21 protein-coding genes are annotated in these 24,294 nt (G+C 44.2%); 19 read left to right on the top strand and 2 right to left on the bottom strand.

Annotation, left to right across the window (positions count from 1 at the left end; all coding sequences use genetic code 11):
- The first annotated feature begins 3 nt into the window (after positions 1-3).
- The 19 genes from LIR34_RS13020 (at position 4) to LIR34_RS12930 (ending at position 22,096) form a co-directional block, all read left to right on the top strand.
- On the top strand, positions 4-1,719 hold the full coding sequence (locus tag LIR34_RS13020) for an ABC transporter ATP-binding protein (RefSeq protein ID WP_173902971.1): 1,716 nt from the start codon (positions 4-6) through the stop codon (positions 1,717-1,719).
- Positions 1,720-1,725: 6 nt separating this feature from the next.
- The gene (locus LIR34_RS13015; protein WP_173902972.1) at positions 1,726-2,670 is read left to right on the top strand and encodes a hypothetical protein; all 945 of its coding nucleotides are present in this window, start codon (positions 1,726-1,728) and stop codon (positions 2,668-2,670) included.
- A gap of 88 nt (positions 2,671-2,758) precedes the next feature.
- The gene (locus LIR34_RS13010; protein WP_320442969.1) at positions 2,759-3,037 is read left to right on the top strand and encodes a DUF1294 domain-containing protein; all 279 of its coding nucleotides are present in this window, start codon (positions 2,759-2,761) and stop codon (positions 3,035-3,037) included.
- Positions 3,038-3,070: 33 nt separating this feature from the next.
- Positions 3,071-3,679: a GDSL-type esterase/lipase family protein gene (locus LIR34_RS13005; protein WP_173902973.1), complete on the top strand. Its 609-nt coding sequence runs from the start codon at positions 3,071-3,073 to the stop codon at positions 3,677-3,679.
- Positions 3,667-4,608 carry a GTP-binding protein gene (locus LIR34_RS13000; RefSeq protein ID WP_173902974.1) on the top strand — a complete coding sequence of 314 codons (942 nt, stop codon included), beginning with the start codon at positions 3,667-3,669 and terminating at the stop codon, positions 4,606-4,608. Before LIR34_RS13005 ends, LIR34_RS13000 begins: the two co-directional genes overlap by 13 nt.
- 29 nt (positions 4,609-4,637) lie before the next feature.
- On the top strand, positions 4,638-5,453 hold the full coding sequence (locus LIR34_RS12995) for a Cof-type HAD-IIB family hydrolase (protein ID WP_173902975.1): 816 nt from the start codon (positions 4,638-4,640) through the stop codon (positions 5,451-5,453).
- Positions 5,454-5,650: 197 nt separating this feature from the next.
- Positions 5,651-6,718: a CDP-glucose 4,6-dehydratase gene (gene rfbG, locus LIR34_RS12990; protein ID WP_173902976.1), complete on the top strand. Its 1,068-nt coding sequence runs from the start codon at positions 5,651-5,653 to the stop codon at positions 6,716-6,718.
- Positions 6,719-6,731: 13 nt separating this feature from the next.
- A complete protein-coding gene (locus LIR34_RS12985; RefSeq protein ID WP_173902977.1) occupies positions 6,732-8,711 on the top strand; it encodes a hypothetical protein in 1,980 nt (659 codons plus the stop codon).
- Between the two features lie 14 nt (positions 8,712-8,725).
- Entirely contained in the window at positions 8,726-10,063 is a 1,338-nt protein-coding gene (rfbH, locus tag LIR34_RS12980; protein WP_173902978.1) for a lipopolysaccharide biosynthesis protein RfbH, read from the top strand.
- Between the two features lie 22 nt (positions 10,064-10,085).
- Positions 10,086-11,414, top strand: a complete 1,329-nt coding sequence (locus tag LIR34_RS12975; RefSeq protein ID WP_173902979.1) for a phenylacetate--CoA ligase family protein — start codon at positions 10,086-10,088, stop codon at positions 11,412-11,414.
- Positions 11,377-12,654, top strand: a complete 1,278-nt coding sequence (locus LIR34_RS12970; protein ID WP_265107733.1) for a lipopolysaccharide biosynthesis protein — start codon at positions 11,377-11,379, stop codon at positions 12,652-12,654. Before LIR34_RS12975 ends, LIR34_RS12970 begins: the two co-directional genes overlap by 38 nt.
- Entirely contained in the window at positions 12,641-13,963 is a 1,323-nt protein-coding gene (locus tag LIR34_RS12965; protein ID WP_161285407.1) for a phenylacetate--CoA ligase family protein, read from the top strand. The genes LIR34_RS12970 and LIR34_RS12965 overlap by 14 nt, the downstream gene beginning before the upstream one ends.
- Entirely contained in the window at positions 13,963-15,810 is a 1,848-nt protein-coding gene (locus LIR34_RS12960; protein ID WP_173902981.1) for a thiamine pyrophosphate-binding protein, read from the top strand. The genes LIR34_RS12965 and LIR34_RS12960 overlap by 1 nt, the downstream gene beginning before the upstream one ends.
- A 28-nt stretch (positions 15,811-15,838) precedes the next feature.
- Positions 15,839-16,765, top strand: coding sequence for an NAD-dependent epimerase/dehydratase family protein (locus tag LIR34_RS12955; RefSeq protein WP_161285409.1), 927 nt, complete (start codon positions 15,839-15,841; stop codon positions 16,763-16,765).
- 6 nt (positions 16,766-16,771) lie between these two features.
- Positions 16,772-17,740 (top strand): glycosyltransferase, encoded by a 969-nt coding sequence (locus LIR34_RS12950; protein ID WP_173902982.1) that lies wholly within the window; start codon positions 16,772-16,774, stop codon positions 17,738-17,740.
- Positions 17,737-19,578, top strand: a complete 1,842-nt coding sequence (locus tag LIR34_RS12945; protein WP_173902983.1) for an ArnT family glycosyltransferase — start codon at positions 17,737-17,739, stop codon at positions 19,576-19,578. Before LIR34_RS12950 ends, LIR34_RS12945 begins: the two co-directional genes overlap by 4 nt.
- A 144-nt stretch (positions 19,579-19,722) precedes the next feature.
- Positions 19,723-20,250: a ribosome hibernation-promoting factor, HPF/YfiA family gene (gene hpf / locus LIR34_RS12940; protein ID WP_161285412.1), complete on the top strand. Its 528-nt coding sequence runs from the start codon at positions 19,723-19,725 to the stop codon at positions 20,248-20,250.
- Between the two features lie 79 nt (positions 20,251-20,329).
- On the top strand, positions 20,330-21,598 hold the full coding sequence (locus LIR34_RS12935; RefSeq protein ID WP_330603717.1) for a GNAT family N-acetyltransferase: 1,269 nt from the start codon (positions 20,330-20,332) through the stop codon (positions 21,596-21,598).
- A 63-nt stretch (positions 21,599-21,661) separates the two neighbouring features.
- A complete protein-coding gene (locus LIR34_RS12930) occupies positions 21,662-22,096 on the top strand; it encodes a hypothetical protein (protein ID WP_161285413.1) in 435 nt (144 codons plus the stop codon).
- Positions 22,097-22,163: 67 nt separating this feature from the next.
- Here the strand turns inward: LIR34_RS12930 and LIR34_RS12925 are convergent, their stop codons facing one another.
- Together LIR34_RS12925 and LIR34_RS12920 are read right to left on the bottom strand one after the other, a co-directional pair.
- Positions 22,164-22,406, bottom strand: a complete 243-nt coding sequence (locus LIR34_RS12925) for a hypothetical protein (protein ID WP_161285414.1) — start codon at positions 22,404-22,406, stop codon at positions 22,164-22,166.
- A gap of 359 nt (positions 22,407-22,765) precedes the next feature.
- Entirely contained in the window at positions 22,766-23,941 is a 1,176-nt protein-coding gene (locus tag LIR34_RS12920; RefSeq protein ID WP_161285415.1) for an IS110 family transposase, read from the bottom strand.
- Positions 23,942-24,294: the final 353 nt, after the last annotated feature.

Below are 24,294 nucleotides of genomic sequence, written 5' to 3'. Positions count from 1 at the left end.
TTTATGAAACATAATAACACTTTGAAATGGATTGCAAACACAATGGGACATTCCAAGTGGCTGGTATTGTTTCTGACTTTAATACAGATAGTTCTGAGCGTGTCAAGTATTTTTTTGGCAATTGGGATGCGTCAGGTCATTAATGCAGCAGTGGAAGAAGAGAGAAGTCAGTTCTTGATTTCCGTAGCAATGCTGACAGGTATTTTGATTCTTCAGATTGTGTTAAGTGCATTAAATCGTTTCCTAAGCGAATATACTAGTGCGACGGTTGAAAATCTTTTTAAGAAGAAATTATTTTCTTCACTTTTGAAAGGAAAGTATGCATCTGTTACAGCAGTACATTCTGGAGAGTGGATGAACAGATTGACTTCTGATACTGTAGTGATAGCTGGTGGCGCAACTCAGATTATTCCTGGCATGATTGGAATGGTGGTGCGTCTGATAGGGGCATTGGCGGCAATTTTGTGGTTAGATCCACGCTTTTTTTATATACTTGTTCCTGGTGGAGTTGCAATGTTTATTCTTACCTATATATTTCGTAAGATTTTGAAACAAATGCATAAGAATATTCAGGAAGCGGATGGTTTGGTGCGAGTTTTTCTACAGGAGCATCTAGAAAGTATGTTGATTGTGCGTACATTTGCAAAAGAAGAACAAGCTATTTCACAGGCGGAAGAATTGATGAAAAAACATAAGTCTGCACGTTTGAAGAGAAACCGTTTTTCTAATTTGTGTAATATTGGATTTACGGGTGCTATGGATGGTGCTTATTTGTTGGGAATTGGATTTTGCGGGTATGGTATTTTAACAGGGACAATGAGTTATGGAAATCTGTTGGCGATTATTCAGCTTATTGGACAGGTGCAGAATCCATTTGCTAATATTACAGGATATTTGCCACGTTATTATTCCATGATTGCAAGTGCGGAGCGATTGATAGAAGCAGAGAATTTTGAAGTAGATAGTCAGATTTCTATTACACAAAAACAAACATTTGAATTTTATCAGACAGAATTCATATCTATAAATCTGGAGCATGTATTTTTTGCTTATCAATCTCCAGTAGGTGAGGAGAAAATAGAACAGACTATGCCAGTTGTTCTTCGGGATATTGATTTTTCAATTAATAAGGGAGAATATATTGTATTTACCGGACCATCGGGATGTGGTAAAAGTACAGTATTGAAATTATTGATGTGCTTGTATTCTTTGGATTCAGGGAAATGTTATATGAAAACTACGAGAGGAAACCTGCAATTGACGTCTGAATGGAAAAATCTGTTTGCTTATGTTCCACAGGGGAATCAACTTCTTTCAGGTAAAATCCGTGAGATTGTTGCTTTTGGAAATCAGAAACAATCTCAAGATGACAGAGCAATCAGAAATGCTCTTCGCATTGCCTGTGCGGAGGAATTTGTGATGGCACTGGAAAAAGGTCTGGACACTGTATTGGGTGAGAGAGGTCAGGGACTTTCAGAGGGTCAGATGCAGAGAATTGCGATTGCAAGGGCAGTTTTTTCTGAGCATCCGATTTTGATGTTAGATGAGGCTACAAGTGCACTTGATGAAATGACTGCACACAGGATTTTGAATAATTTACGACTTATGACAGATAAAACTGTTTTATTGGTAACACATAGGGCAAACCAAAAATTCATTTTTGATAAAGAATTTTCTTTTTCAAAAGATGGTATTCAGCAAATCAGAAGAAAGGAGTAGAATTTTATGAAAAAAATACTGTTAGTTATGTTGGCACTTGTGTTAGTAATAATTTCGGGAATGTTAGTGTTTGAAAGCGATCAAAAGGAACAAAGACAACAAAAGCATATACTGAAATTGCAGAAAGAAGCAGAACCTTATGAAAGTGAACTCCAGGAAATTCGTCAGGATCTTGAAGAAAGATCCCGTGCAATCTACAGTAGTTCGGATATTTCGAGTTCAATGGTGGGATTTGTTATGACTTCTGCAGGAGATATGGATCTGGTAAAAGAAGTGGCAAATGAATATAGTTTTACTCCGATAATTGTTCTGAATTGTGATTTGTCACAGGATATACTTTTGGAAATTCTACAGAAAGCATCTGAACAAAATTATGAGATTATGCTGTCAGGCATGACTTTTGACGAAAATGTTTTAAAAACGGCTGATATTATCAGAGACCAAGGGACAGATTATGGTTATGACCAAGATGTGGTATTTATGATAAGAAAAAAATGCGATTCAGATAAAAACAGAAATCTTTTGAAACAACATAAATATAAGAACATTATTTATTATGATAGTATGATGAAATCTGATATATCGGGAAAAATGCGGTATATTCCATACAGATTTGTCCGTTCAAATGTTTCTGCTTATATAAATACAATTGAATACGCGGTATCAGAAAAAGTAGATATAATCTGGTTATTTAATATAGAAGAAATAGAGAATGGAAAGTTGAGTAAAGGAATCATTACAGATTTTCTGCAGATTTTGGATAAACGTATAAAAGAGGGTACGATGCATTATATAAAATTGGGAGAGGCATTTTATGCTCTTGCAAAAAAAGAGGGTCTAATGCAAGAGGCGGAGGAGGAGTATACACGTTATAAAGAGGAGCAAAAAGTACGTATTGATGAATTGGAGGCTGAAATTGATAAAATTTACAGTTGTTGGAATGAATCCTAGGAAGTTTTATACAAAACTATATCTTTGCAGGTAAAACTTAAAGAACTGGAAGAATAGTTCATATCAATTAACAAAGGGGAGGATATTTATGGATTTCATGAAATATTTCGGCTGGTATCTTGCCGCAGTGAATATCGTGGCATTTATCATGTACGGTATCGACAAGGAAAAAGCCAGATGCGGTGCGTGGCGCATCCCGGAGAGTACTCTGATCGGAGTGGCATTTCTGGGCGGCAGTTTCGGTGCATGGGCAGGAATGCGTTATTTCCACCACAAGACAAGAAAGAAGAAATTTTCTGTAGGAATACCGCTGATCCTTGTTGTGGAATATGGACTGGTTGCATGGCTTATGACGAGCATTAAATGAACAGAAACTGCAGATAAAAACGGAGGAAAAACAATGTCAGGGACAATTATCTGTTATGGAGATTCTAATACTTATGGTTATGATCCATGTGTGCTGGCAGGAGACCGCTATCCAGAAGAAGACCGCTGGGCAGAAATTCTGGAGAGGGAAACAGACTGGAAGATCGAGGATCACGGAATCTGCGGAAGATGTATTCCGCATACAGGAAGTCAGATTCGATTTGCCTGTGAACAGCTGAGAGACTGGCAGGATATGGATGCTCCTGTACAGCTGTGGATTATGCTTGGAACAAACGATCTTCTTCAGGAAAGACAGTTTACAGCAGAAGATACCGCACAGAGAATGGAGGATTTCCTTAAGAAGATCATGGCAGAGCCGGCAGTTTCTGACGGTAAGATCACTCTTCGTTTGATCGCACCGGCCCGGATGGAATACGGGGCCTGGGTAGATGAGGAACGGCTGTATCTGGAGTCGAGACGGCTTGGCGAAGAATACAGAAAAGTCGCAGAACGCATGGAGACAGATTTTACAGATGCAGGTAAATGGGAGATCCCGGTCGTGTATGACGGAGTCCATTTTTCAGAGAAAGGACACCATATATTTGCACAGAAAATACAGGAGGAACTTGCATGGTTAAGGTAGATCTGATCACGGGATTTCTGGGATCAGGAAAGACAACTTTTATCAAAAAATATGCCAGATATCTGATGGATCAGGGATATAATATAGGAATTCTGGAGAACGATTTTGGCGCTGTAAATGTGGATATGATGCTTCTGCGCGAACTGGAAGGAGAACAGTGTGAGCTTGAAATGGTGGCAGGAGGGTGTGACAAAGACTGTCACAGAAGACGATTCAAGACGAAACTGATCGCAATGGGAATGTGCGGATATGACCGCGTTCTGATCGAGCCCTCCGGAATTTTTGACATGGATGAGTTTTTTGATGCACTGCACGAAGAGCCGCTGGATCGCTGGTATCAGATCGGAAACGTGATCGCAGTGGTGGACGCCGGACTGGATGAGAAAATGTCAGAAGAAACAGATTATATCCTGGCTTCGGAGGTTGCAGATGCTGGCTGTATAGTCTTAAGCAAGACGCAGGAAGCTTCCGAAAAGTCCATAGAGAATACGGTAAAACATTTGAACAGAGCACTGAAGGCAGTTCACTGCAAGCGAAAGTTTGGAGAGGATGAAATCATCCGGAAAGACTGGGAACAGTTTGAAACAGAGGATTTTGAACGGATTCTGAACAGCGGATATATAGCGGAAGATTATGAAAAAATGAGTCTGGATGAGAAAGAAGTTTTTAAATCTCTGTATTTTATGGATCTGGAGATTTCGAGGGAAGAACTGCGTGATGCAGCACAGAAGATCATGCAGGATCCGGCGTGCGGGTCTGTTTTCCGTATTAAGGGATTTACACAGGAACCGGATGGAAACTGGACAGAACTGAATGCCACTCATCACGAGATAACTCAGTGTCCGATCGCGGAAGGACAGAAGGTCATCATAGTGATCGGGGAGCAGCCGAACGAAGAGATGATAAAGAAATATTTTGGAACAGATTAGTTTTTTTGTACATAAATGGAGGACTACAAATGGCAGTGAACACCAGAATTTTGTTTACGGATCTGGATGGTACTTTGTTGAATGACAATAAAGAAATTTCAGAAGGAAACAGAGCGGCAGTAGAAGAAGCACTCGCAGCGGGACACAAGATCGTAGTATCAACAGGAAGAGCTCTGGCGAGCGGACTCCAGATCGCGGAGCGCGTCGGACTTACAGGAGAGGGATGTTATGTCATCGCGTTTAATGGCGGACAGATCTATGATCCTTACCACAAAAAGACGATTCACGGAGTAACCTTCCCAAGAGATACAGCAGTTGAGATCTTTGAAAAAGCAGCAGAAAGAAATCTGTATATGCAGGCGTATTCAGATGAGGCAATCCTGACGATAGAGAACAGTGAACTGCTCCGGGAGTATGCGAAGATACAGAATCTGCCGTATAAACTTGTAAAAAATGCGAAAGATGCGATTATTCAGGATCCATATAAGCTCCTCGCGATTGACAAGGACAGGAGCAGATCTGAGGAATTTCAGGAGGAGGTTCTTGAGGGATATTCTGACACCGTGAGAAGCTTTTTCTCCAATGCCACTTATCTTGAGATCGTACCAAAGACGGTATCCAAGGGAGAAGCTGTCCGCTGGATGTGCGACTATCTTGGAATCCCGATTGAGAACTCTGTGGCTGCCGGAGATGCACAGAATGATATCGAAATGCTCAAGGCTGCCCATGTAGGTGCCGTGATGTGCAATGCATTTCCGGGGATTCAGGAATATGGCGATTATGTGACAGAAAATGACAACAATCACGATGGGGTTGCAGAGATCATCCGCAACTTTATCCTGTAAGGGATTTTGCTCCACATCTGTTTATTATGAAGTCTGGATAAGGTCTTCTGAGCAGAAATGTTCAGAGGATCTTTTTCTTTATAAAAAAATTACTTCCGGCAAAAACGAGTGACTTTACAGACAAATGCGAGTATAATAAAGCTATCTATGCCTGAATCCCAATAGCAGGCAGTATGTTTGATTAAAAGGAGAAATAGATGAGTAATACATTTGATTTCAGTTTTTATAAAGGAAAAAAGGTTCTCGTGACCGGGCATACAGGCTTTAAGGGCTCCTGGCTCTGCCGACTTCTTCTGAAGCTTGGCGCGGAAGTCACCGGATATGCACTGGAGCCGCCGACGCAGCCGGATCTTTTTCAGCTTCTGGATGTGGAATCGCAGATGCATTCTGTCACAGGAGACATCCGTGATCTGGAGAAACTGAAGCAGGTTTTTGCCGAGGCACAGCCGGAGATCGTACTTCATCTGGCTGCACAGCCGATCGTAAGGGAATCCTACAAAAATCCCGTATACACCTATGAAACCAATGTTATGGGAACGGTGAACATTCTGGAAGCAGTGCGACAGTGCAAAAGTGTAAAATCTTTTCTGAATGTGACAACCGACAAAGTATATCGAAATAACGAATGGGAATGGGGATACAGAGAGACCGATGAACTGGACGGCTATGATCCATACTCCAACAGCAAATCCTGTTCGGAACTGGTGACACACAGTTACGAGAAAGCTTTTCTTAAGGAGCTTGGGATTGCAGTATCTACAGCAAGAGCCGGGAACGTGATCGGTGGCGGAGATTTCGCAGCAGACCGTATCGTTCCTGACTGTGTAAGAGCCATCGCCGATGGAAAGAAGATCGCAGTCCGCAATCCGCATTCTACCCGTCCGTACCAGCATGTGCTGGAACCGCTGGGGGCTTATCTTATGATTGCCGGAAGCCAGTACGAGGACGCATCCCGTGCAGGTGCCTACAATGTGGGACCCGGAGATGATGACTGTATCACGACCGGTACACTTGCGGATCTTTTCTGTGAAGCCTGGGGAGAGGGAGCTTCCTGGGAAAATCTCTGTCAGGGAGGACCGCATGAGGCGAATTTCCTGAAACTGGACTGCTCCAGAATCCGCAGTACGTTTGGATGGAAACCGCACTGGCAGGTAAAGGAAGCCATCTTTCAGACTGTAAAATGGTATCAGGCATGGCTTGACGGAGATGATATGGCTGCATTTACGGATCGTCAGATCGAGGAATATCTGACACAAAACAGATAGAAAAGGAAAGAGTATGAAAAAAAACAGAGAAATTATCTGCGGACTGACAGCGTGGGTCCTGACAGTATGTTTTTTCCTGAGCTGCCTTCTGATTCCGGGACTTTCTGAGCGGATCAGTGAACATGGAAATATCAACATTCTGGTCTATGGAATGACGCTTGTCCTGTTCTGTATTTTGTTTCTTGCAGGAATGGCATGGAGTACATCCCGGCAAAATAACAGCCTGAAGCTGACTGAAAGCCCTGTGGTGAAGAAGACCGCATTGGTGTTCCTTCTTGGGTCACAGCTTCCGTTCTGGATCGTGTGCGTGACGAGGGAGACGGAGCAGGTAGGAACCGTATCGATGAAATATGGCTGGCATACACAGCCACTGGCAGTGATGATCCTTTTGTTTCTTGCTGAACTGGCAGTCTTTTTCTGGTTGTATGAGAATCTTTCTCTTACGGAGAAAAAGGGCGAATGGATCATCTGGCTTACCTATGCGGCACTGGTGATTCTGATCTTTTACTGTATGTACACGCCGAATATCTACGGAAGAGGAGAACAGGGTGATAATTATCACGCACATGCATATTTTAATTCCGTTTACAATGTGTATCAGGGAGTGCCGTATACACATAATGTGACAAGTATCTACGGTCATTACGGACTGTTTTTCAAGATTCCGATGAAACTGGTACATGGTGACTTCCGGGCATTTGTGCTGATGATGGCAGGGCTTGGAGCACTGACTTATATCGGGGCATTTCTGGTACTGCAGATGCTTGTAAGAAGCAGAATCCTCAGAGTGATTGCAGCATTTGCACTTGCGTTCCCTGTGCTTGGCATGCGCGGTGGATATTACTGGCAGGTGTGGCCGCACAGAGTGCTTTTTCCTGTGCTTCTGCTTCTCTATGGAACGGTGATCCTTAAGAAAAAACGGAGCAGTCTTCTGACTGCGGCTGGTGGATATCTGATCTGTCTTCTTGCGATTTTGTGGAATACGGAGACAGGCCTTCTTCTTACAGTATCCTGGGCGGGACTTTATATTTCAAGACTGCTCTCAAGAAAAAAATGGAAGATAAGAGAGCTGCTTTTTTCTATCGGTGCACAGGTAGCTGGCATGATCTTTGCCTTTACAGGTGCTTATGGAATCGTAAATATCTATAATCTTTCCAAGCACAGTCCGATGAATTCCGTGAGAGATTTTCTGATTCCGCTGCTCTCTGACGGCTATATGACAGACATCCTTCATCTGGATCTTCCGACCTATCCGAGTGCCTACATGGCGGTGATCACACTGTTTCTGACTGGTGTGGCGATGGGAATCGCCGGATGGTTCGGTGACAGGGAGGAACGCCGCTGGGAGACAGATTTGATTTTTATGCTCAGCATCGGGGCTCTTGGATGTCTGGTCTATTATATGAACCGTCCGTCTTATCACAACCTTGACTGTATCAGTATTTCTGCTGTTCTTCTGGCAGCTTATCTGGCACAGCACGGACTGGATTTTGTGAAAAAAAATGGCTGGAAAAACATCGCCCGTATCACTTTTTATGAGGTTGTGCGTGGCGGGATCGGGGTCATCTGTGCGGCTTCTGTGCTTGCAATGGGAACAGGAGCAATCCTGCAGTTTTCACAGAACAGCAAGATCAAAGAAAACTTCCATAATACGGCGGAGTTTGAGGATTTTGCACAGCAGATTGCAGCCATTGTGCCTGCAAACACACATGGATTTGGTCTGAACGTAGCTGAGGTTTACAGCATGCTTCGCTGGAGTACACAGTGTTTTACCATGGATTTCAGTGATATGGCAGTCCGCCCGGATTCTCTGAAGGAGCTGAAAGAGCAGCTTGAAACAGAGGATGCGCCGGCAGTTTTTACAAATAAATCTTCACTGGGAATCTGGAAAAGAAATGATCCAAAGACCTACCAGTGGTTCTGTGACAATTATAAACTGAACGAAACTTTTTCATTTTATAATGAGGAATTCAGATACTTTACAAAACGATGATAAAGGAGAAAAATATGTTTGAAGAAATGACAGAAAAACAGGCGAGAGAAGAAATTCTCAAACTGACAAAGGAATATTGTGAGAAGTATCACAATCAGAAGAAACCGTACGAAAAAGGAGACCGTATCCCATACGCATCTCGTGTCTATGATGCAGAAGAGATGGTGAATCTTGTGGACAGCTCTCTGGAGTTCTGGCTGACAGCCGGACGTTATACAAATGAATTCGAGCATGAATTTGCGAAGTACCTGGGCGTAAGATACTGCTCTCTGGTAAACTCAGGTTCTTCCGCGAATCTTCTTGCGTTTATGACTCTGACTTCCCCGCTTCTCAAAGAGCGTCAGATCCTTCCGGGAGATGAGGTTATCACAGTTGCGGCAGGTTTTCCGACAACCGTAGCGCCGATCATCCAGTACGGTGCAGTTCCTGTTTTTGTCGATGTGGCGATTCCGCAGTACAACATTGATCCGCAGCTTCTGGAGGCTGCATATTCTCCAAAGACAAAGGCAGTCATGCTGGCACACACACTTGGAAATCCGTTTGACCTTAAGGCAGTCAGAGATTTCTGCAAAAAACATAATCTCTGGCTGGTGGAAGATAACTGCGATGCACTGGGTTCTGTCTATACCATCGATGGTGAGGAAAAACTGACAGGAACGATAGGTGATATCGGAACTTCCAGCTTTTATCCGCCGCATCATATGACAATGGGTGAGGGTGGTGCTGTTTATACGGACAATCCGCTTCTCAACAAGATCGCGAGATCTTTAAGAGACTGGGGAAGAGACTGTATCTGTGCACCGGGACAGGATAACCTGTGCGGACATCGTTTTGACCGCCAGTACGGTGAGCTCCCGGTAGGTTACGACCACAAATATGTATATTCTCATTTCGGATATAACCTCAAGGCGACGGATATGCAGGCTGCAGTCGGCTGTGCACAGCTTAAGAAATTCCCGTCTTTTGTAGAGCGAAGGATCCATAACTTCAATTATCTGAGAGAGGCACTTAAAGGAACGGAGGACAAGCTGATCCTTCCGACAGCATGTGAAAACTCCAGACCGAGCTGGTTTGGCTTTCTTATCACCTGTAAGGAGGGCGTTGACAGAAACAAACTTGTTCAGGAGATTGAAGCCAGGGGTGTTCAGACACGTATGTTGTTTGCAGGAAATCTGACAAAACATCCATGCTTTGACCAGATGCGTGCAGCAGGTAAGGGCTATCGTATTTCTGGAAGCCTGGAAAATACAGACCGCATCATGAAGGATACCTTCTGGATCGGTGTTTATCCGGGAATGACAGATGAGATGCTTTCAGCAATGGCAGACGCGATCAAAGAAGCTCTGAACTGATTTACAGTAGAATGGAGAAAATATGATTTTAGATGAAAGACTTCGCTGGATGGGCTTCTGGATGCTGGATAAGATGAAGGGCGGAAAGATTCGGGAATATTATGATCAGATCCGCTATGCCTGGAAAGAGGGCAGTTCCATCGAGGAGACAGACAAAAGGATCCGGGATCTGATCGCACATGCAGTCAGAACGACTGATTTCTACAAGGATTATCCGGAAGATATCGCACTTAGAGATCTTCCGGTGGTAAATAAGGATACATTTCGTCAACAGTATGACCGTTTTATCTCTTCTACATACAAAGACGCACCGGACAACCGGGTGATGTGTACCAGCGGTTCTACGGGAACTCCTCTCCGCATGATCCAGAACAGGGACAAGATCCGGCATAATACAGCAGGCGGTATTTTCTTGGGAGCGGCAGCAGGATATTACATAGGCATGAAGGAAGCTTTTATCCGTGTGTGGGTAAACAATGTCAGAAAAAGTAAATTTCAGCTGATCCAGGAAAACATGATCATGATGGACAGCTCCCGCATGGATGAGAAGGCACTGTCCGAAATGTTCCGCACGATCGAGAAGAAAAAGGTGAAATGTCTTGTCGGATATTCCTCCGCTCTGGGTGAGCTGAGTGATTATATCCGAAAATCCGGCACAGACTGCAGCAACTGCAGTGTCAGAGCGATCATTCCGATCTCCGAGACAATGCCGGAACCGGTGCGAAGGACTCTGGAAAAGCAGTTCGGCTGTCCTGTAAGGGCATGGTATTCCAATGAGGAAAACGGAATCATGGGACTCCAGAATGAGGAGAATGAAGGGTATCATATCGACACAGAAACCTACTATTATGAAATCCTCAAGATGGACTGCGATGAACCGGCGGAACCGGGAGAACTGGGACGTATCGTGATCACGGATCTTTTCAACTATGCATTTCCGATCCTGCGTTATGATAACGGAGATACAGCAGTGGCTGTCCGCAAAGAAAAAAACGGACGTTTCAAGCTGTATCTGTCGGAGCTTTACGGACGCAGAAGTGATCTGATCTATGACTGCAAAGGCAATGCGGTGACACCCTATATCATCACCAATAATCTCTGGGATATTGAGGGAGTGAAGCAGTACCGCTTTATTCAGGAAGATGTAAAGGATTACACGATCTGGCTGAACGGAGATCCGGCGAAGATGGATCAGAAGGAGATACTTGGAAGGATCTGCCCGTATCTTGGCGAGGAAGCAAGGATCAAAGTAGAGATCGTGGATGAGATTCCGGTTCTGGCCTCCGGAAAGCGTAAATACATAGAGAATCGCTGTGAGAAATATAAGGATCACAGGGGAATCTGTGGCTGACAGAGAGGCGGGAAACAGATTGGAAAAAAAGGAACAGAAAAAAAATATTGCAGTAAACACGCTGTATACTATGGGCGGGCTGATCTTTATGAATGCAGTTCTGCAGATTGTGATCACACCGCTTCTTAACAGAGTTATGGGAGCAGAGCAGCTTGGAGGTCTTCTTTATATCACAGGACTGATCGCAATTGTGTGTCCTTCCGTCGGACAGGCACTGAACACCAGTCGTCTTGTGGTACGGAGAAATTTTGCCGTGACAAACGGGGATTATGACTGGATCCTGCTTGTATTCGGGGCCATCGGAAGCGGTGTCGCACTCTGGATGTCGAGGAACAGCCTGGAAGGTCCTGTTATGGCAGTTGGAGTCTTTGTGCTGTTCATGTTTACTGTATTTCGATATTATGGCGATGTGGAATATCGTCTGAATCTGAATTACCAGAGATATTTCATTTATTATCTGCTGATCGGGCTTGGATATCTTGCCGGGTTTGGTGTGTATTATGTGACAGGTCAGTGGGTGTGGATCTATCTGATCGGAGAGGGGGCAGCCCTTGTCTTTGTGGGACTGACAGGAAGTATTTTTCATCAGTTTTTTCAGAGAAGCCAGTATTTTTCGACAGCACTGGGCAGAGGATTCTTTCTTACGCTGTCGTATCTGATCACAAACACGACTATGAATATGGATCGCCTTGTGATCAAGCAGGTTCTGGGAAATGAGCAGGTTACCTGGTATTACGTGGTCTCTCTGATCGGCAAGACTCTGGTGCTTCTGATCGCTCCGATCAACACGATCGTGATCTCCTATCTGACCAGGAGAAAGGAACTTCTGACACGATCTCAGTTTGGAAAGGCAGTTCTTGCAGGCGGTGGCGTGAGCTTTGTGTTCTTCCTTGCCTGTCAGGTGGGAACTCCATTATTTGTATGGCTTTTTTACAGAAATCTCTATGATTCGGTCAGGGGACTTGTCACAGTGGTAAACCTTGCACAGATCCTGGGACTGTTTTCCGCATTTTTATTTATTCTGGTACTTACATTTACAGATGAAAAATGGCAGCTGTGGATCCAGCTTGCACATTTTGTAATCCTGCTGGTCAGCTCTGTGCTGGCGGCAAGGGCATACGGTATGATTGGTTTTGCCTGGGCGTCCCTCGGGGCGAACAGCCTCAGAGTGGCAGCAGTCATTATTCTGGGACTGTTAAAGGCAGGAAAGGACAAAGGAGGCAGCAATGCAGACAGGTGAAGTTCTGAGAAGAGTGGCATTTAATCTTCTCGATGCTGCAAAAGGCGGCAGACTCAAAAAATTAAAAGAAGTAAATAAACGGGAGATCGTGGAGGGTGTCACAGAAGAATATGTGGACCGCAGGCTCCACATTCTTCTGGATTATGTAAAGGAACATTCTCCTTATTATAAGGATCACTCGGAATGGATGGAGCTGCAGGACTTTCCTGTGATGACCAAGGGTGATTTTATCGAAAATTATGACCAGGTTCTTGTGGACAACAGCAAGGAGCAGGGGAATCTCTATCGCTTAAGTACAAGCGGCTCTACGGGAACTCCGTTTACCGTACTCTGCGACGGGGACAAAATGAGCAGAGTCAACATGAATTTTATTTCCTGTATGGAACTGAATGGTTTTCGTATGGGAATGAAGCGCGGAGAGTTCCGTGCGTGGATAAAGGGAAAAAATACAATCAGTAAGTGGAAATCTTTCAAAAATAATCTGATCATGGTGGATATCTCTAATATGGGAGACGATTCCCTGGACAAAATCTGCCGGGATATCGAGAAACAGAAGATACAGGTGCTGGTTACTTACTCCAGTGCGCTGACAGCACTGACACAGTACATCAGAAGAACAGGAAGAGACATCAGCAAGTGGTCAGTGGAGATGGTCTTTTCCATGGGAGAGGCACTGCCGCAGGAGACCTATGATCTGACAAAAGAACTGTTTGGATTTTCTCCGGTCCGTTCTTATGGAAACAATGAAAATGGTTTTATTGCGATCCAGCTTGATGAGGATCCGGAATATACCATTGACCTCTACAATTTTTATCCGGAGATCCTGAAGCTGGACTGCGATGAGCCGGCAGAAGAAGGAGAACTGGGAAGGATTGTGGTGACAGATTATTACAATAAGACTTTTCCTATGGTCCGTTATGATACCGGTGATACGGGAATCATGAGAATGTATAAGGATGATAAGGGCAGGATGCATGGAAAATATGTCGAGATCTATGGCCGAAGAGGTTCTCTGATGTACAACACCAAGGGCGAACCACTCTCCATCCATGTATTTATGAATACGCTTCTCAAATTCGAGGGCATTGTCTATCAGGCGAAATGTATCCAGTGGGGAGAGAAGGATTACGAACTTCTTGTCAATGCAGACAGAAAAAAATTGGATGAAGAAGAACTTCTTGCAGCATACCGTCATTATCTCGGTGAAGATGCCGATATAAAGACAACCTATGTCGATCAGATCCCGATCCAGGCCTCCGGCAAGTTTATGGTATGCGAAAACAAATGGGACGGAAGGAAACAGGCGTAATGAAACAGAAAGTATCTGATTATATAGCTGAGTATATTGCACAGTGGGGAATCCGGGATGTGTTTACAGTGACCGGCGGCGGTGCCATGCATATGAATGATGCCTTCGGTCATCATCCGAAGCTTCACTGTACCTATCAGCATCATGAGCAGGCGTGTGCGATGGCAGCGGAGGCATACGCACGGATGGATAACCGTATGGCTGCTGTCTGTGTGACGACAGGACCCGGGGCAACAAATGCCATCACAGGCGTCCTGGGCGGCTGGATGGATTCCATTCCGATGCTGGTTTTTTCCGGACAGGCGAGATATGCGACAACCGTCCCGGCAAGCGGGCTTCCGCTTCGAAGCATGGGCGTTCAGGAGTGTAATATTGTCCCGGTGGTTTCTTCTATTACAAAGTATGCACATATGATCGTTCATCCGGAAGATATCCGCTATCATCTGGAGAAGGCACTTTATATGGCAGTTACAGGAAGACCTGGACCGGTCTGGCTGGATATTCCTCTGGATGTACAGGGGGCTGTCATTGAGACAGAAAATCTGAGAGCTTATGATTCGGCAGAAAATCCGGAGCAGAAACCACAGGAGATCTCACAGGAGATAATAGAGAAGATCCTTGATAAGATTGAGGAAAGTCATCGTCCGGTACTGTCACCGGGAAATGGTGTCCGTCTTGCCGGTGCGATCGGGGAATTCCATGAACTTGTAGAACTTCTCGGCGTACCGGTTGTGACAGGAATGAGCAGTGTAGATGCACTGGAATCCGACCATCTGTATTTTGCGGGCCGGAGCGGCGGAACAGGAACGAGAGCAGGAAATTTTGCCCTGCAGAACAGTGATGTGCTGCTTTCCATCGGAAACCGTCAGGGATTTACACAGACAGGTTTCCAGTATCAGGACTGGGCGAGAGAGAGCTATACGATCCTGAATGATATTGATGAAAATGAATTAAAGAAGCCAAGTCTCCATGTCAGCCTTCCGGTTGTCGGAGATGCGGGGGAACTGATCCGTGGACTCCTTACGGAGGCAAAGAAGCGTGGAGCAGATAAAGGACATCCGTTGTTTAAGGGAGAGGACTGGAGAAACCAGTGCCTTCTCTGGAGAGAAAAATATCCGGTCGTAACACAGAAACATTATGAGACACAGGAAGAGGGCTGCACAAATATCTATGCTTTCTATGAAGAACTTTCCAAAGCCATGAAGGAAGATCAGAATCTCATGGTCAGTGTGGGAACTTCCAGGGTGGCAGGCAGCCAGGCCTTTCAGGTTAAAAAAGGGCAGCGTTTTATCACAAATCCAAACACGGCGTCTATGGGCTTCTGTCTTCCTGCGGCGACAGGGATCGCAGTGGCACAGCCGGGCAAACCGGTTGTCTGTGTGACAGGTGAGGGAAGTCTGCAGATGAACATTCAGGAAATGCAGACAATCCGTCATAATCATCTGCCGGTGAAGCTGTTTGTGATCAACAACCAGGGCTACCATTCAATCCGACAGACACAGCAGAGTTATTTTGCTCCGCCGTTAGTCGGAGTGGGAGAAGAGAGTGGAGATTTAAGCTTTCCGGATCTTTCCAGGATTATGCCGGCCTACGGATTCCCGTACAGGGCGGTTCATTCTGCAAAGGAACTCCCAGAGGCAATCAGGGAAGTGCTGGATGCAGACGGAGCTTTTGTCTGTGAGGTCTTTGTGACAAAATACCAGAAGACGGAGCCGAAGACTTCGGCGAAGAAGCTTCCTGATGGAAGCATGATCTCCGCACCGCTTGAGGATATGTATCCGTTTCTTGACAGGGAAGAACTGGAAGCAAATATGTACATCCCTCTTCCGGAAAAAATGCGTCAATGATGAGTCGGCAGAACAGATGGAGAAAGAGATGAAGAAAATTGTTGTTACAGGAGCCACCAGTATGATCGGTTCGGCTCTGATCGAAGAATGTGTAAAACATGACATAGAAGTCTATGCAGTTCTGCGGTCGGCTTCCGGGAAGCAGGACCGTCTGCCGGACAGCAGCCTTGTACACTTAATAGACAGCAGTCTGGAAACTCTGGAGGAACTTCCAGAACTGATTCCACAGGGATGCGATACCTTTTATCATATTGCCTGGGGGAATACGGGAGAGAACCGCAACAGAAGTACAGAATTACAGAGCAGGAACATAGGCTATACACTGGCGGCGGTGAGAGCGGCAAATGCACTTGGCTGTAAACGCTTTATCGGGGCGGGTTCTCAGGCAGAGTACGGTCCGATGGATGTGGAAAGAATCTCACCGGACAGTCCGACGAATCCATCTACACCGTACGGTGCAAGCAAGCTGGCATCCGGCCATCTCGCGGGAATGCTCTGCCGGGAACTGGGGATGGAATGTATCTGGCCGAGGATTTTCAGTGTTTATGGGATCCATGAGAAGGAAACGACGATGATCGCTTCGGGACTTCGCAGGATGCTGAAGGGCGAACCGACAGAATTTACTCCGGCAATGCAGCGGTGGGATTATCTGTACAGCAAGGATGCAGGCCGCGCCTATTACCTGATCGGTGAAAAGGGCAGGGACAAAGCGGTATACTGTATCGGAAGCGGAGAAGCACATCCTCTTCGGGAATATATCCTCAAGATGGCAGAACTTACCGGAGCAGAAGAAACAGGTATTGGTGTAAGACCATACCCGCCGGGGGCAGTGATGAATCTTTGTGCAGACACAGAATCTCTGAAGAGAGATACTGGATTTGTGCCGGAATATACCTTCGAAGAGGGAATCAGAGAAACGATCGACTGGATCAGAAGCCAGGAAACAGGAGTATAAATAAAAATGAAGAAAAAAATTTCGGTGGTGATCCCCACCTATAATGAAGAGGCAAATGTAGTACCTCTGGCCAAAGCAGTGTCGGAAGTCATGGAGCGTGATCTTAAGGAGTATGATTATGAGATACTGTTTATTGACAATCATTCCAAAGACAATACCCAGGCACTGCTTCGGGGGCTGTGTGCCAATAACAAAAAGATCAAGGCAATCTTTAATGCCAAAAACTTCGGACAGGCACGTTCTCCGGTATACGGAATGAAGCAGGCCTACGGAGACTGTGTCGTGCGTATGTGTGCGGATTTTCAGGATCCGGTTGACATGATTCCGAAATTTGTGCGTGAGTGGGAGCAGGGAACAAAGATTGTGATTGGAGTCAAAAGTGCCAGCAAGGAGCGTAAAGGTATGTACTGGATCCGTTCCTGCTATTACAAGATGATCAACAAGATCACAGATATTGACCATATTGAGCAGTTCACCGGATTCGGACTCTATGACAGGAAGTTTGTAGATGTGGTCCGTGATCTCCATGATCCGCTTCCATATCTCCGCGGAATCATCGCAGAACTCGGCTTTGATTATAAAGCGATTGAGTATACGCAGCCGAAACGTCGTGCAGGTAAAAGTAAGAATAATTTTTACAGTCTGTATGATTATGCCATGATTGGGATCACCTCTTATTCAAAGGTAGTCATGAGGCTGGCGACGTTTGCCGGATTTATCATCGGTGGTCTGAGTCTGGTTGCGGCCATTGTCTATCTGGTACTGAAGCTGATGTACTGGGATCGTTTTTCAGCCGGTGTTGCACCTATGGTCATCGGCATGTTCTTCCTTGGGGCACTGCAGCTGTTCTTTATTGGTTTCCTTGGAGAATATGTGCTCAGTATCAACAGCAGGGTTCTTGACCGTCCTCTTGTAGTGGAAGAAGAGCGTCTGAACTTTGAAGAAGATGAGACAGAGGAGCAGAAAAACGTATGAAAGAAAAAGCAGTAAAAAAACAGAGCTTCCTGAATCGCAAAAAAGCGGAATGGAAGGAAATGAGACTCTGGAATGCAGATGAACTGTGCAGGGTGGACTGGATTGTTTCCATCCTGATCCTGACGGTATTGTTTTTTACCTGTGTACATTCAGATGTAAAACTGACCGGAAACAGATCTTTCCTGATGTATAAGCACTTTACGGATTTTTATCAGGCAAGCTATGAGCAGTCCGGCGGTTACTGGGCGAATTATCTGCCAAGCACCTTTATCGCCTATGCAATCTGGAACCTGCCGCTTTATCTGACAGGGCATGTTCCGGAGGCAATCCTTACAAACAGCTTTGTCAATCTGATGTGGTACAAGCTTCTGCCGGTGATCATTTATTTTATCACGGCACAGCTTATTTATCATATTGGTAAAGAAATGGGATTTGGAGAGAAAAAATCTCTCCTGTGCAAATTTGCCTTTCTGGTATTTCCGATGGGTGTCTTCAGCCAGTTTATCTTCAGCCAGTATGACATCTTTACCGTATTCTTTATGGTACTGGGGCTGTATTTCTTCCTGAAAAACAAAATGTGGCAGTTTGCACTGGCGTTCGGAATGGCGAGTACGTTCAAATATCATGCGGTACTGTACTTTGCGGCGCTGCTTCTTCTGAAGGAGAAAAAAATCCGCAATCTGATCCGCTATACCGTGATCATGGCAGTTCCCCTTATGGTAGAAATCCTGCCGAATCTCAGTTCCGATGCATTCCGCAGAAATGTGTTTGGGTTCAGTGCACTTGAATATGTCAAAAAACCATTTAGTGTAGGCTTTTTCAGCGGGATCAACCTGATGGCGGCGGTTGCGGCCTTTGTGCTGGTCTGGGCTTATCAGAAAAAAGTGGACAAAGATGCCATAGCTTCCTGGACAGTATTTTTCTGTGTGGCAGTGAGTTTTTCTGTGTTCGGATTTTCCACCTGGAATCCACAGTGGGTACTTCTAATGGCACCGTTCCTCGTTTTGAATATCTTTATGAACGAGAATGGAAATCTGCTTCTGATGATTACGAACATCTTTATGTTGGCGATGTATATTTTCTGCAGCCAGAGCATGGTAGATGAAAGAGTTCTGAATGGCGGAATCCTGAAATATATTCTTAAGGACAGGAATTTTGCCGTGCGTATGTGGGATGTTTACCGATTCCATGATCAGGAGCTTCTCTGTACAGCGATGTGGATCGTGCTTCTTCTGTATGTTGTCTTTGGCCATCCTCGTTATCACAGTAAAAAAGGCAGTACGATCTCCAGAGGTCTGGTGTGGCAGATCCGTGCAGCCTTCCTCTTTGGAGTGGCAGCCTTTGTACTTCCGATGTCTGTCTGTGCAATGGGCGTTCTGCAGGGCAAAACAGTCTTCTTTGACAACAGCCGCCAGAATATGGAGATGGAAAATGTCGTCATGCTGGAACGTGATCATCCGATCATCCAGGAACTTACCGCAGATGGAAAAGAGATCACGGGTATCAAGATCCGTGTATATACAGAGACAAATCTTGATCTCTACGGCCTGAAAGTGGTACTTCGCGATAAGGATTCCGGTGAGGTGCTTTATGAGAGCGAGGGCGATACTTACGGTCTCAAAGAAAATACGGCACTTTACTCCTTCCTGACGCATTCGGTAGAAGTGGAGAGCGGAAAAACTTATCAGCTTGAGATCACAACTGATGCACCGCAGAACAGCGGAATCGGCTTGTATTGTGTCACAGCAGGTAAATCCCCGGAACAGCTTGTCCAGCCGCACGATGAAGAGCACCCGGAAAAACGCAGCCTTCAGATGTGTGTTACAGGAATTGAGTAAAAGAGCTGGAAATTTTTATCAGAATTTTTATAAAAATTTTGTAAAGTTGTGTTAAAATTCAAATGGATGTGTTATAATGGTCACATAGACAACCGGATTGGTTGAATATAAGCATCCAAAATAAACAGCAAAGGGGATGGGACTATGAAATTTATTATTAGTGGAAAGAACATCACAGTATCCCAAGGACTCAGAACAGCCGTTGAGGACAAACTCGGTAAACTGGAGCGTTATTTTACTCCTGACACAGAAGTTATCGTAACTTTAAGTGTCGAAAAAGAAAGACAGAAAATCGAGGTTACAATCCCGGTAAAAGGAAATATCATCAGATCCGAGCAGGTAAGCAACGATATGTATGTATCCATCGATCTGGTAGAGGAAGTTATCGAGCGTCAGCTTCGTAAATACAAAAATAAAATCGTAGACAAACAGCAGGCCGCAGCCAATTTCCAGAAGGAATACATTGATAGAGATTATGAGGAGGATGATGAGGTTAAGATCATCCGTACCAAGAAATTCGGTATCAAGCCAATGTATCCGGAAGATGCATGTGTACAGATGGAACTTCTGGGACACAACTTCTTCGTATTCTTTAACGCAGAGACAGAGCAGGTAAATGTTGTTTACAAACGTAAAGGCAATACCTACGGTTTAATAGAGCCGGAGTTCTAAGTCTGAAGTGGAATCGAGGTTGAAGCACTTCTTAAACATTAAATAAAACGTAAACGCAGTCCCATCTCTCTTAGGAGGGATGGGACTTGTTGGTAAAAAGGGCTGCTGTGGACAGCAGCGAAAAGGGAAAGGAATCATGAATAACAAGAAAAACCTGAAAATGAAACCCGTAGGCAGCGAATATATGGAACAGTACAATGCCCTTCTACGCTATGTGTTCCAGGTGACAGAACAGGAACTGAGTTCCATCGGATGGCAGGAACGTGAGATTATCCGTGCCAAATTTCCAACCATGGAAAAGGCAGATGTGATCGGATGGTTTGATGATGACAATCTTGTTTCTCAGGTGGCAGTCTACCCTATGCAGGCACGTATTTTTGGTAAAACCTATGCCATGGGCGGTCTTACCGGAGTCGGAACCTACCCGGAATACTCCAACATGGGTCTGATGCACAAGCTTCTCGAGCAGGCACTCAAGAACATGAAGGAGCATGGCCAGGATATCTGTTATCTGTATCCATATTCCATTCCATATTACCGTCGCAAGGGCTGGGAGATTATCTCGGACAAAATCTCCTATGAGATCAAGGATTACCAGCTTCCGAAGAACCATCAGGTTCCGGGGGATGTACGCCGCGTTGATACTGAGGGCGAAGAACTGAAGGCAGCTTATAACCGCTATGCCATGCGGACACACGGTGCGATCCTCCGTGATGATCTGGCATGGAATGAGTACTGGCTGTGGGACTCCGATGATATTATGGCAGCCGTCTACTATAACGAGAATAATGAACCGGACGGCTATGTGATCTACTGGATCGCGAAGGAAGTTTTTCATATCAAGGACATGATCTTCAATAATGAAGAGGCAAGAACCGGACTGTGGAATTTCGTTGCGGCACACTTTTCCATGATCAATCAGGTGGAGGGCGATACCTACACCGATGAACCACTGGCATTTCTTCTGGAGGATGCAAGTATCAAGGAAATAATCTCACCATACTATATGGGAAGAATCGTAGATTTTGTCTCCTTCATCGAGAAGTATCCGTTTAAACCGAGCGTTCTTGACCGTGAATGGAAGTTTAAGCTGATCGATCCGGTCATGGAATGCAATCAGGGAAATTTCAGCCTGACGATCTCCAGAGAAGGCTGTGGTCAGGTGGTCCGGATTATGGAACCCTGCCAGGATGAGATAAATATCCAGACCATGACTACTATGCTGATGGGCTACAAACGCCCTGAATATCTTGCAAGGATCGGAAGGATTAAGGCAGCCGAGTGGACCATCGACATGCTTGAAGATGCGATCGAGCAGCAGACACCGTACATATCGGATTATTTCTAAGATTAATGATTTAATGAAAAAGATTACAGAAATTGCACCGTATGCTTGCAGAAAAGGAACAAAATGAAAGAATATAACTATATTTCTGTTCTGGACGGATTTTTGAGAGCGAAAATATATCTGTGGATGATAAATGTTATTCTCTATGTAAGGTCATTTCGTGTAGCGGAAATTTTTCTGCTGGCTGGAATACTATTGATGGGAGTCAGCATATTGTGTTCTTCTGCTATAAACAGAAAAAGATGGATAACTTCCTGGATGATCAGTTTCTGTGCCTGCTTTATTTATCTTATCTGCTATATTCTGGAAGGTTATGCAGGGGTGATCATACCGATGGGAGGAATATCGGAAGCAGATTCTAATCCAGCAAATGGAATTATTATGATGTTATATACTGCGGTGTTTTGGGGCGTGGCAGTGGCAGTTCGTATTGTGTCAGGCATTTTTTGTTCGGTGATGAATAAACCTGGTTCTTCCAGGAGGAACACATATTTATGAGAAAAAAGAAGGTACTGTAGAGTCATCGAACATGATGATTTTACAGTACCTTCTTTTATTTTGAGAATTATTTATTTGTTTCCAGCTGCTCAATCATACGCTTGATAATCTGTTCAGCTTCCTCAGGTTTGTAGTAAACATCCGGATCCATATTTGTCAGGAAGTTCTGGAAGATCTGCAGGATAAATGGTTCCGTGATCGCAAAGCACATATGATCTCCGGAATTTGTCTGGTAAGTGAGTGAACAGGTGTTGCCACAGAGACACATGCGAAGATTCTCAGACAGATGATTCAGAGGCTTCTTTAACAAAGCTTAGCAAGAATTCTCCTACCTCTTCAGGTAGTGAGATGAATTGTGGAGCTGAGCATAAATGCTCAAAAGAATCTTGTAAATAAAGAGAAGAAACACTTGTTCTGATAGCGGGTTTGTATTATAATAGAGCAGAAAGAACAAAATGTTCAAAGACAATGATTGAAATCATTTATCAACATATAGAAATAAGACTAACTATTAAAAGTCAAGCCTTAAAATGATATTTTTTGAATAAAGTACAGAAATGTATTTTATATATATTTGGAACTTAGTTAGAGTTCCTTGAACCTTGAAAACTGCATGACAAAAAGAGCATCGTGATAGGTGCTCAAAAAGGAGTATTGAATTAGAAAGATTTAAGCTGCTTTTATGTATTGCTGCTTTGTTTTTTCAAGATGATAAATTACTCGAACCAATTTTTTTGCAGCGTGCGATATGGCAACATTGTAATGCTTACCTTCCGCTCGTTTTTTAGCAAGATAGGCTGCAAATGTTGGATCCCAGTGGCAGACATACTTGGTGGCATTGTACAGAGCGTATCGCAGGTATCTGGATCCACGTTTTTCCATATGTGCGTAAGCACCATCTAGTTGTCCAGATTGATATGTTGATGGCGAAAAGCCGGCATAAGCTAAGATTTTATCAGGAGAATCAAAACGACTGAAATCATCAATCTCGGCAATGATCATGGCTCCCATGCGATAACTGATTCCAGGAATACTGAGAATCGGGGAGTTGATTTTATCCATGATGATTTTGATTTCATTTTCGATTTCGTCAATCTCGGAATCAAGTTCCTGAATCAACTTGATGGTGTGTTTTAGTTCAAGTGATTTCGCTGGCATATTTGAGCCGATAGAAGCTCTTGCAGCATCTCTAAATGTGATTGCTGTTTCCTTGCCGTAATGACCTTTTGAGGATTCAGAAAGTAGATTGGTAAGTCTGGTAAGGTGAGCATTGGCTACTTGTTTTGCACCGGGAAATTCAGAGCGCATTGCATAAACAGATGCCATATGAAGTTGAGGAACCAGCTTTTCCAATTCAGGAAAAAGAATACAGACAAGTCTGGAAATGGAAGTTTTTAGTTTTGCACGTTCTTTTACCTTATCAAAACGATAACGGATTAATGACTTTAGTTCCTCGTTGTGGTAAGATGTGTCTGAGTAGGACTTTAAGTTCACATCAGACATTAGCATGGAAGCAATCGTGCGGGCATCTACTTTATCCGTTTTCGTCTGTCTAAGGCTTAGACTTTTTCTGTATAGATTGGTATGTAACGGATTGATAACATAGGCGGGCAAACCTTTATCAATGAGATATCCAAGAAGATTGTAACTGTAATGTCCAGTGGCTTCCAGTCCTACTTTTATTTTTGTTACGTCATCCATAACGGATTCAATCTTTTGATAAAGTTCACTAAAGCCATCTAAGTTGTTGGAGATGGTAAATGCTTTAAATAACACTTCTCCATCAGCGTTGGTGATAAAGCAATCATGCTTATCTTTAGCAACATCAATTCCTACGTAAATCATAATAAATCTCCCTTGAAATGTATTAATTATTAATGCTGTTTTAGAACCACAGGGTGCTCCTTGCGATTGTAACCTCGTTCTAAATAAACCGTCATGCGGTATCTAACTGATTAACAAATGAACAAAGAGACTGTGGTTGGAGCCTTACTTAAACCATCGAGTGGTAGGTGAAAAAAAAACAATCCACAGCATCTTATATATCATAGTCGAACCTACAGAAGAGGTAAAGAAAAGACTATGACTTAATAGTTATAAAGACCTTGGAGAAGGTCCCTAAAAACCACTACTATATAATACGAGGTGAGGAAAATAAACCGGGCAGTAAAAATAAGAATCTATCCAAATGCAGAACA

The sequence above is a fragment of the Blautia sp. MSK17_66 genome (assembly GCF_020538025.1).
In the GTDB taxonomy this organism is placed as follows: domain Bacteria; phylum Bacillota; class Clostridia; order Lachnospirales; family Lachnospiraceae; genus Blautia_A.
The sequence above is the reverse complement of the archived record's forward strand: the minus strand, read 5'-3'. Positions and strand labels throughout refer to the sequence as shown.

What these genes read in the sequence shown, in the direction of transcription:
- LIR34_RS13020 (WP_173902971.1), top strand. Translation starts at nt 4, where the DNA reads ATGAAACATAATAACACTTTGAAATGGATTGCAAACACAATGGGACAT.
- LIR34_RS13015 (WP_173902972.1), top strand. Translation starts at nt 1,726, where the DNA reads ATGAAAAAAATACTGTTAGTTATGTTGGCACTTGTGTTAGTAATAATT.
- LIR34_RS13010 (WP_320442969.1), top strand. Translation starts at nt 2,759, where the DNA reads ATGGATTTCATGAAATATTTCGGCTGGTATCTTGCCGCAGTGAATATC.
- LIR34_RS13005 (WP_173902973.1), top strand. Translation starts at nt 3,071, where the DNA reads ATGTCAGGGACAATTATCTGTTATGGAGATTCTAATACTTATGGTTAT.
- LIR34_RS13000 (WP_173902974.1), top strand. Translation starts at nt 3,667, where the DNA reads ATGGTTAAGGTAGATCTGATCACGGGATTTCTGGGATCAGGAAAGACA.
- LIR34_RS12995 (WP_173902975.1), top strand. Translation starts at nt 4,638, where the DNA reads ATGGCAGTGAACACCAGAATTTTGTTTACGGATCTGGATGGTACTTTG.
- rfbG (WP_173902976.1), top strand. Translation starts at nt 5,651, where the DNA reads ATGAGTAATACATTTGATTTCAGTTTTTATAAAGGAAAAAAGGTTCTC.
- LIR34_RS12985 (WP_173902977.1), top strand. Translation starts at nt 6,732, where the DNA reads ATGAAAAAAAACAGAGAAATTATCTGCGGACTGACAGCGTGGGTCCTG.
- rfbH (WP_173902978.1), top strand. Translation starts at nt 8,726, where the DNA reads ATGTTTGAAGAAATGACAGAAAAACAGGCGAGAGAAGAAATTCTCAAA.
- LIR34_RS12975 (WP_173902979.1), top strand. Translation starts at nt 10,086, where the DNA reads ATGATTTTAGATGAAAGACTTCGCTGGATGGGCTTCTGGATGCTGGAT.
- LIR34_RS12965 (WP_161285407.1), top strand. Translation starts at nt 12,641, where the DNA reads ATGCAGACAGGTGAAGTTCTGAGAAGAGTGGCATTTAATCTTCTCGAT.
- LIR34_RS12960 (WP_173902981.1), top strand. Translation starts at nt 13,963, where the DNA reads ATGAAACAGAAAGTATCTGATTATATAGCTGAGTATATTGCACAGTGG.
- LIR34_RS12955 (WP_161285409.1), top strand. Translation starts at nt 15,839, where the DNA reads ATGAAGAAAATTGTTGTTACAGGAGCCACCAGTATGATCGGTTCGGCT.
- LIR34_RS12950 (WP_173902982.1), top strand. Translation starts at nt 16,772, where the DNA reads ATGAAGAAAAAAATTTCGGTGGTGATCCCCACCTATAATGAAGAGGCA.
- LIR34_RS12945 (WP_173902983.1), top strand. Translation starts at nt 17,737, where the DNA reads ATGAAAGAAAAAGCAGTAAAAAAACAGAGCTTCCTGAATCGCAAAAAA.
- hpf (WP_161285412.1), top strand. Translation starts at nt 19,723, where the DNA reads ATGAAATTTATTATTAGTGGAAAGAACATCACAGTATCCCAAGGACTC.
- LIR34_RS12935 (WP_330603717.1), top strand. Translation starts at nt 20,330, where the DNA reads ATGGGACTTGTTGGTAAAAAGGGCTGCTGTGGACAGCAGCGAAAAGGG.
- LIR34_RS12930 (WP_161285413.1), top strand. Translation starts at nt 21,662, where the DNA reads ATGAAAGAATATAACTATATTTCTGTTCTGGACGGATTTTTGAGAGCG.
- LIR34_RS12920 (WP_161285415.1), bottom strand. Translation starts at nt 23,941, where the DNA reads ATGATTTACGTAGGAATTGATGTTGCTAAAGATAAGCATGATTGCTTT.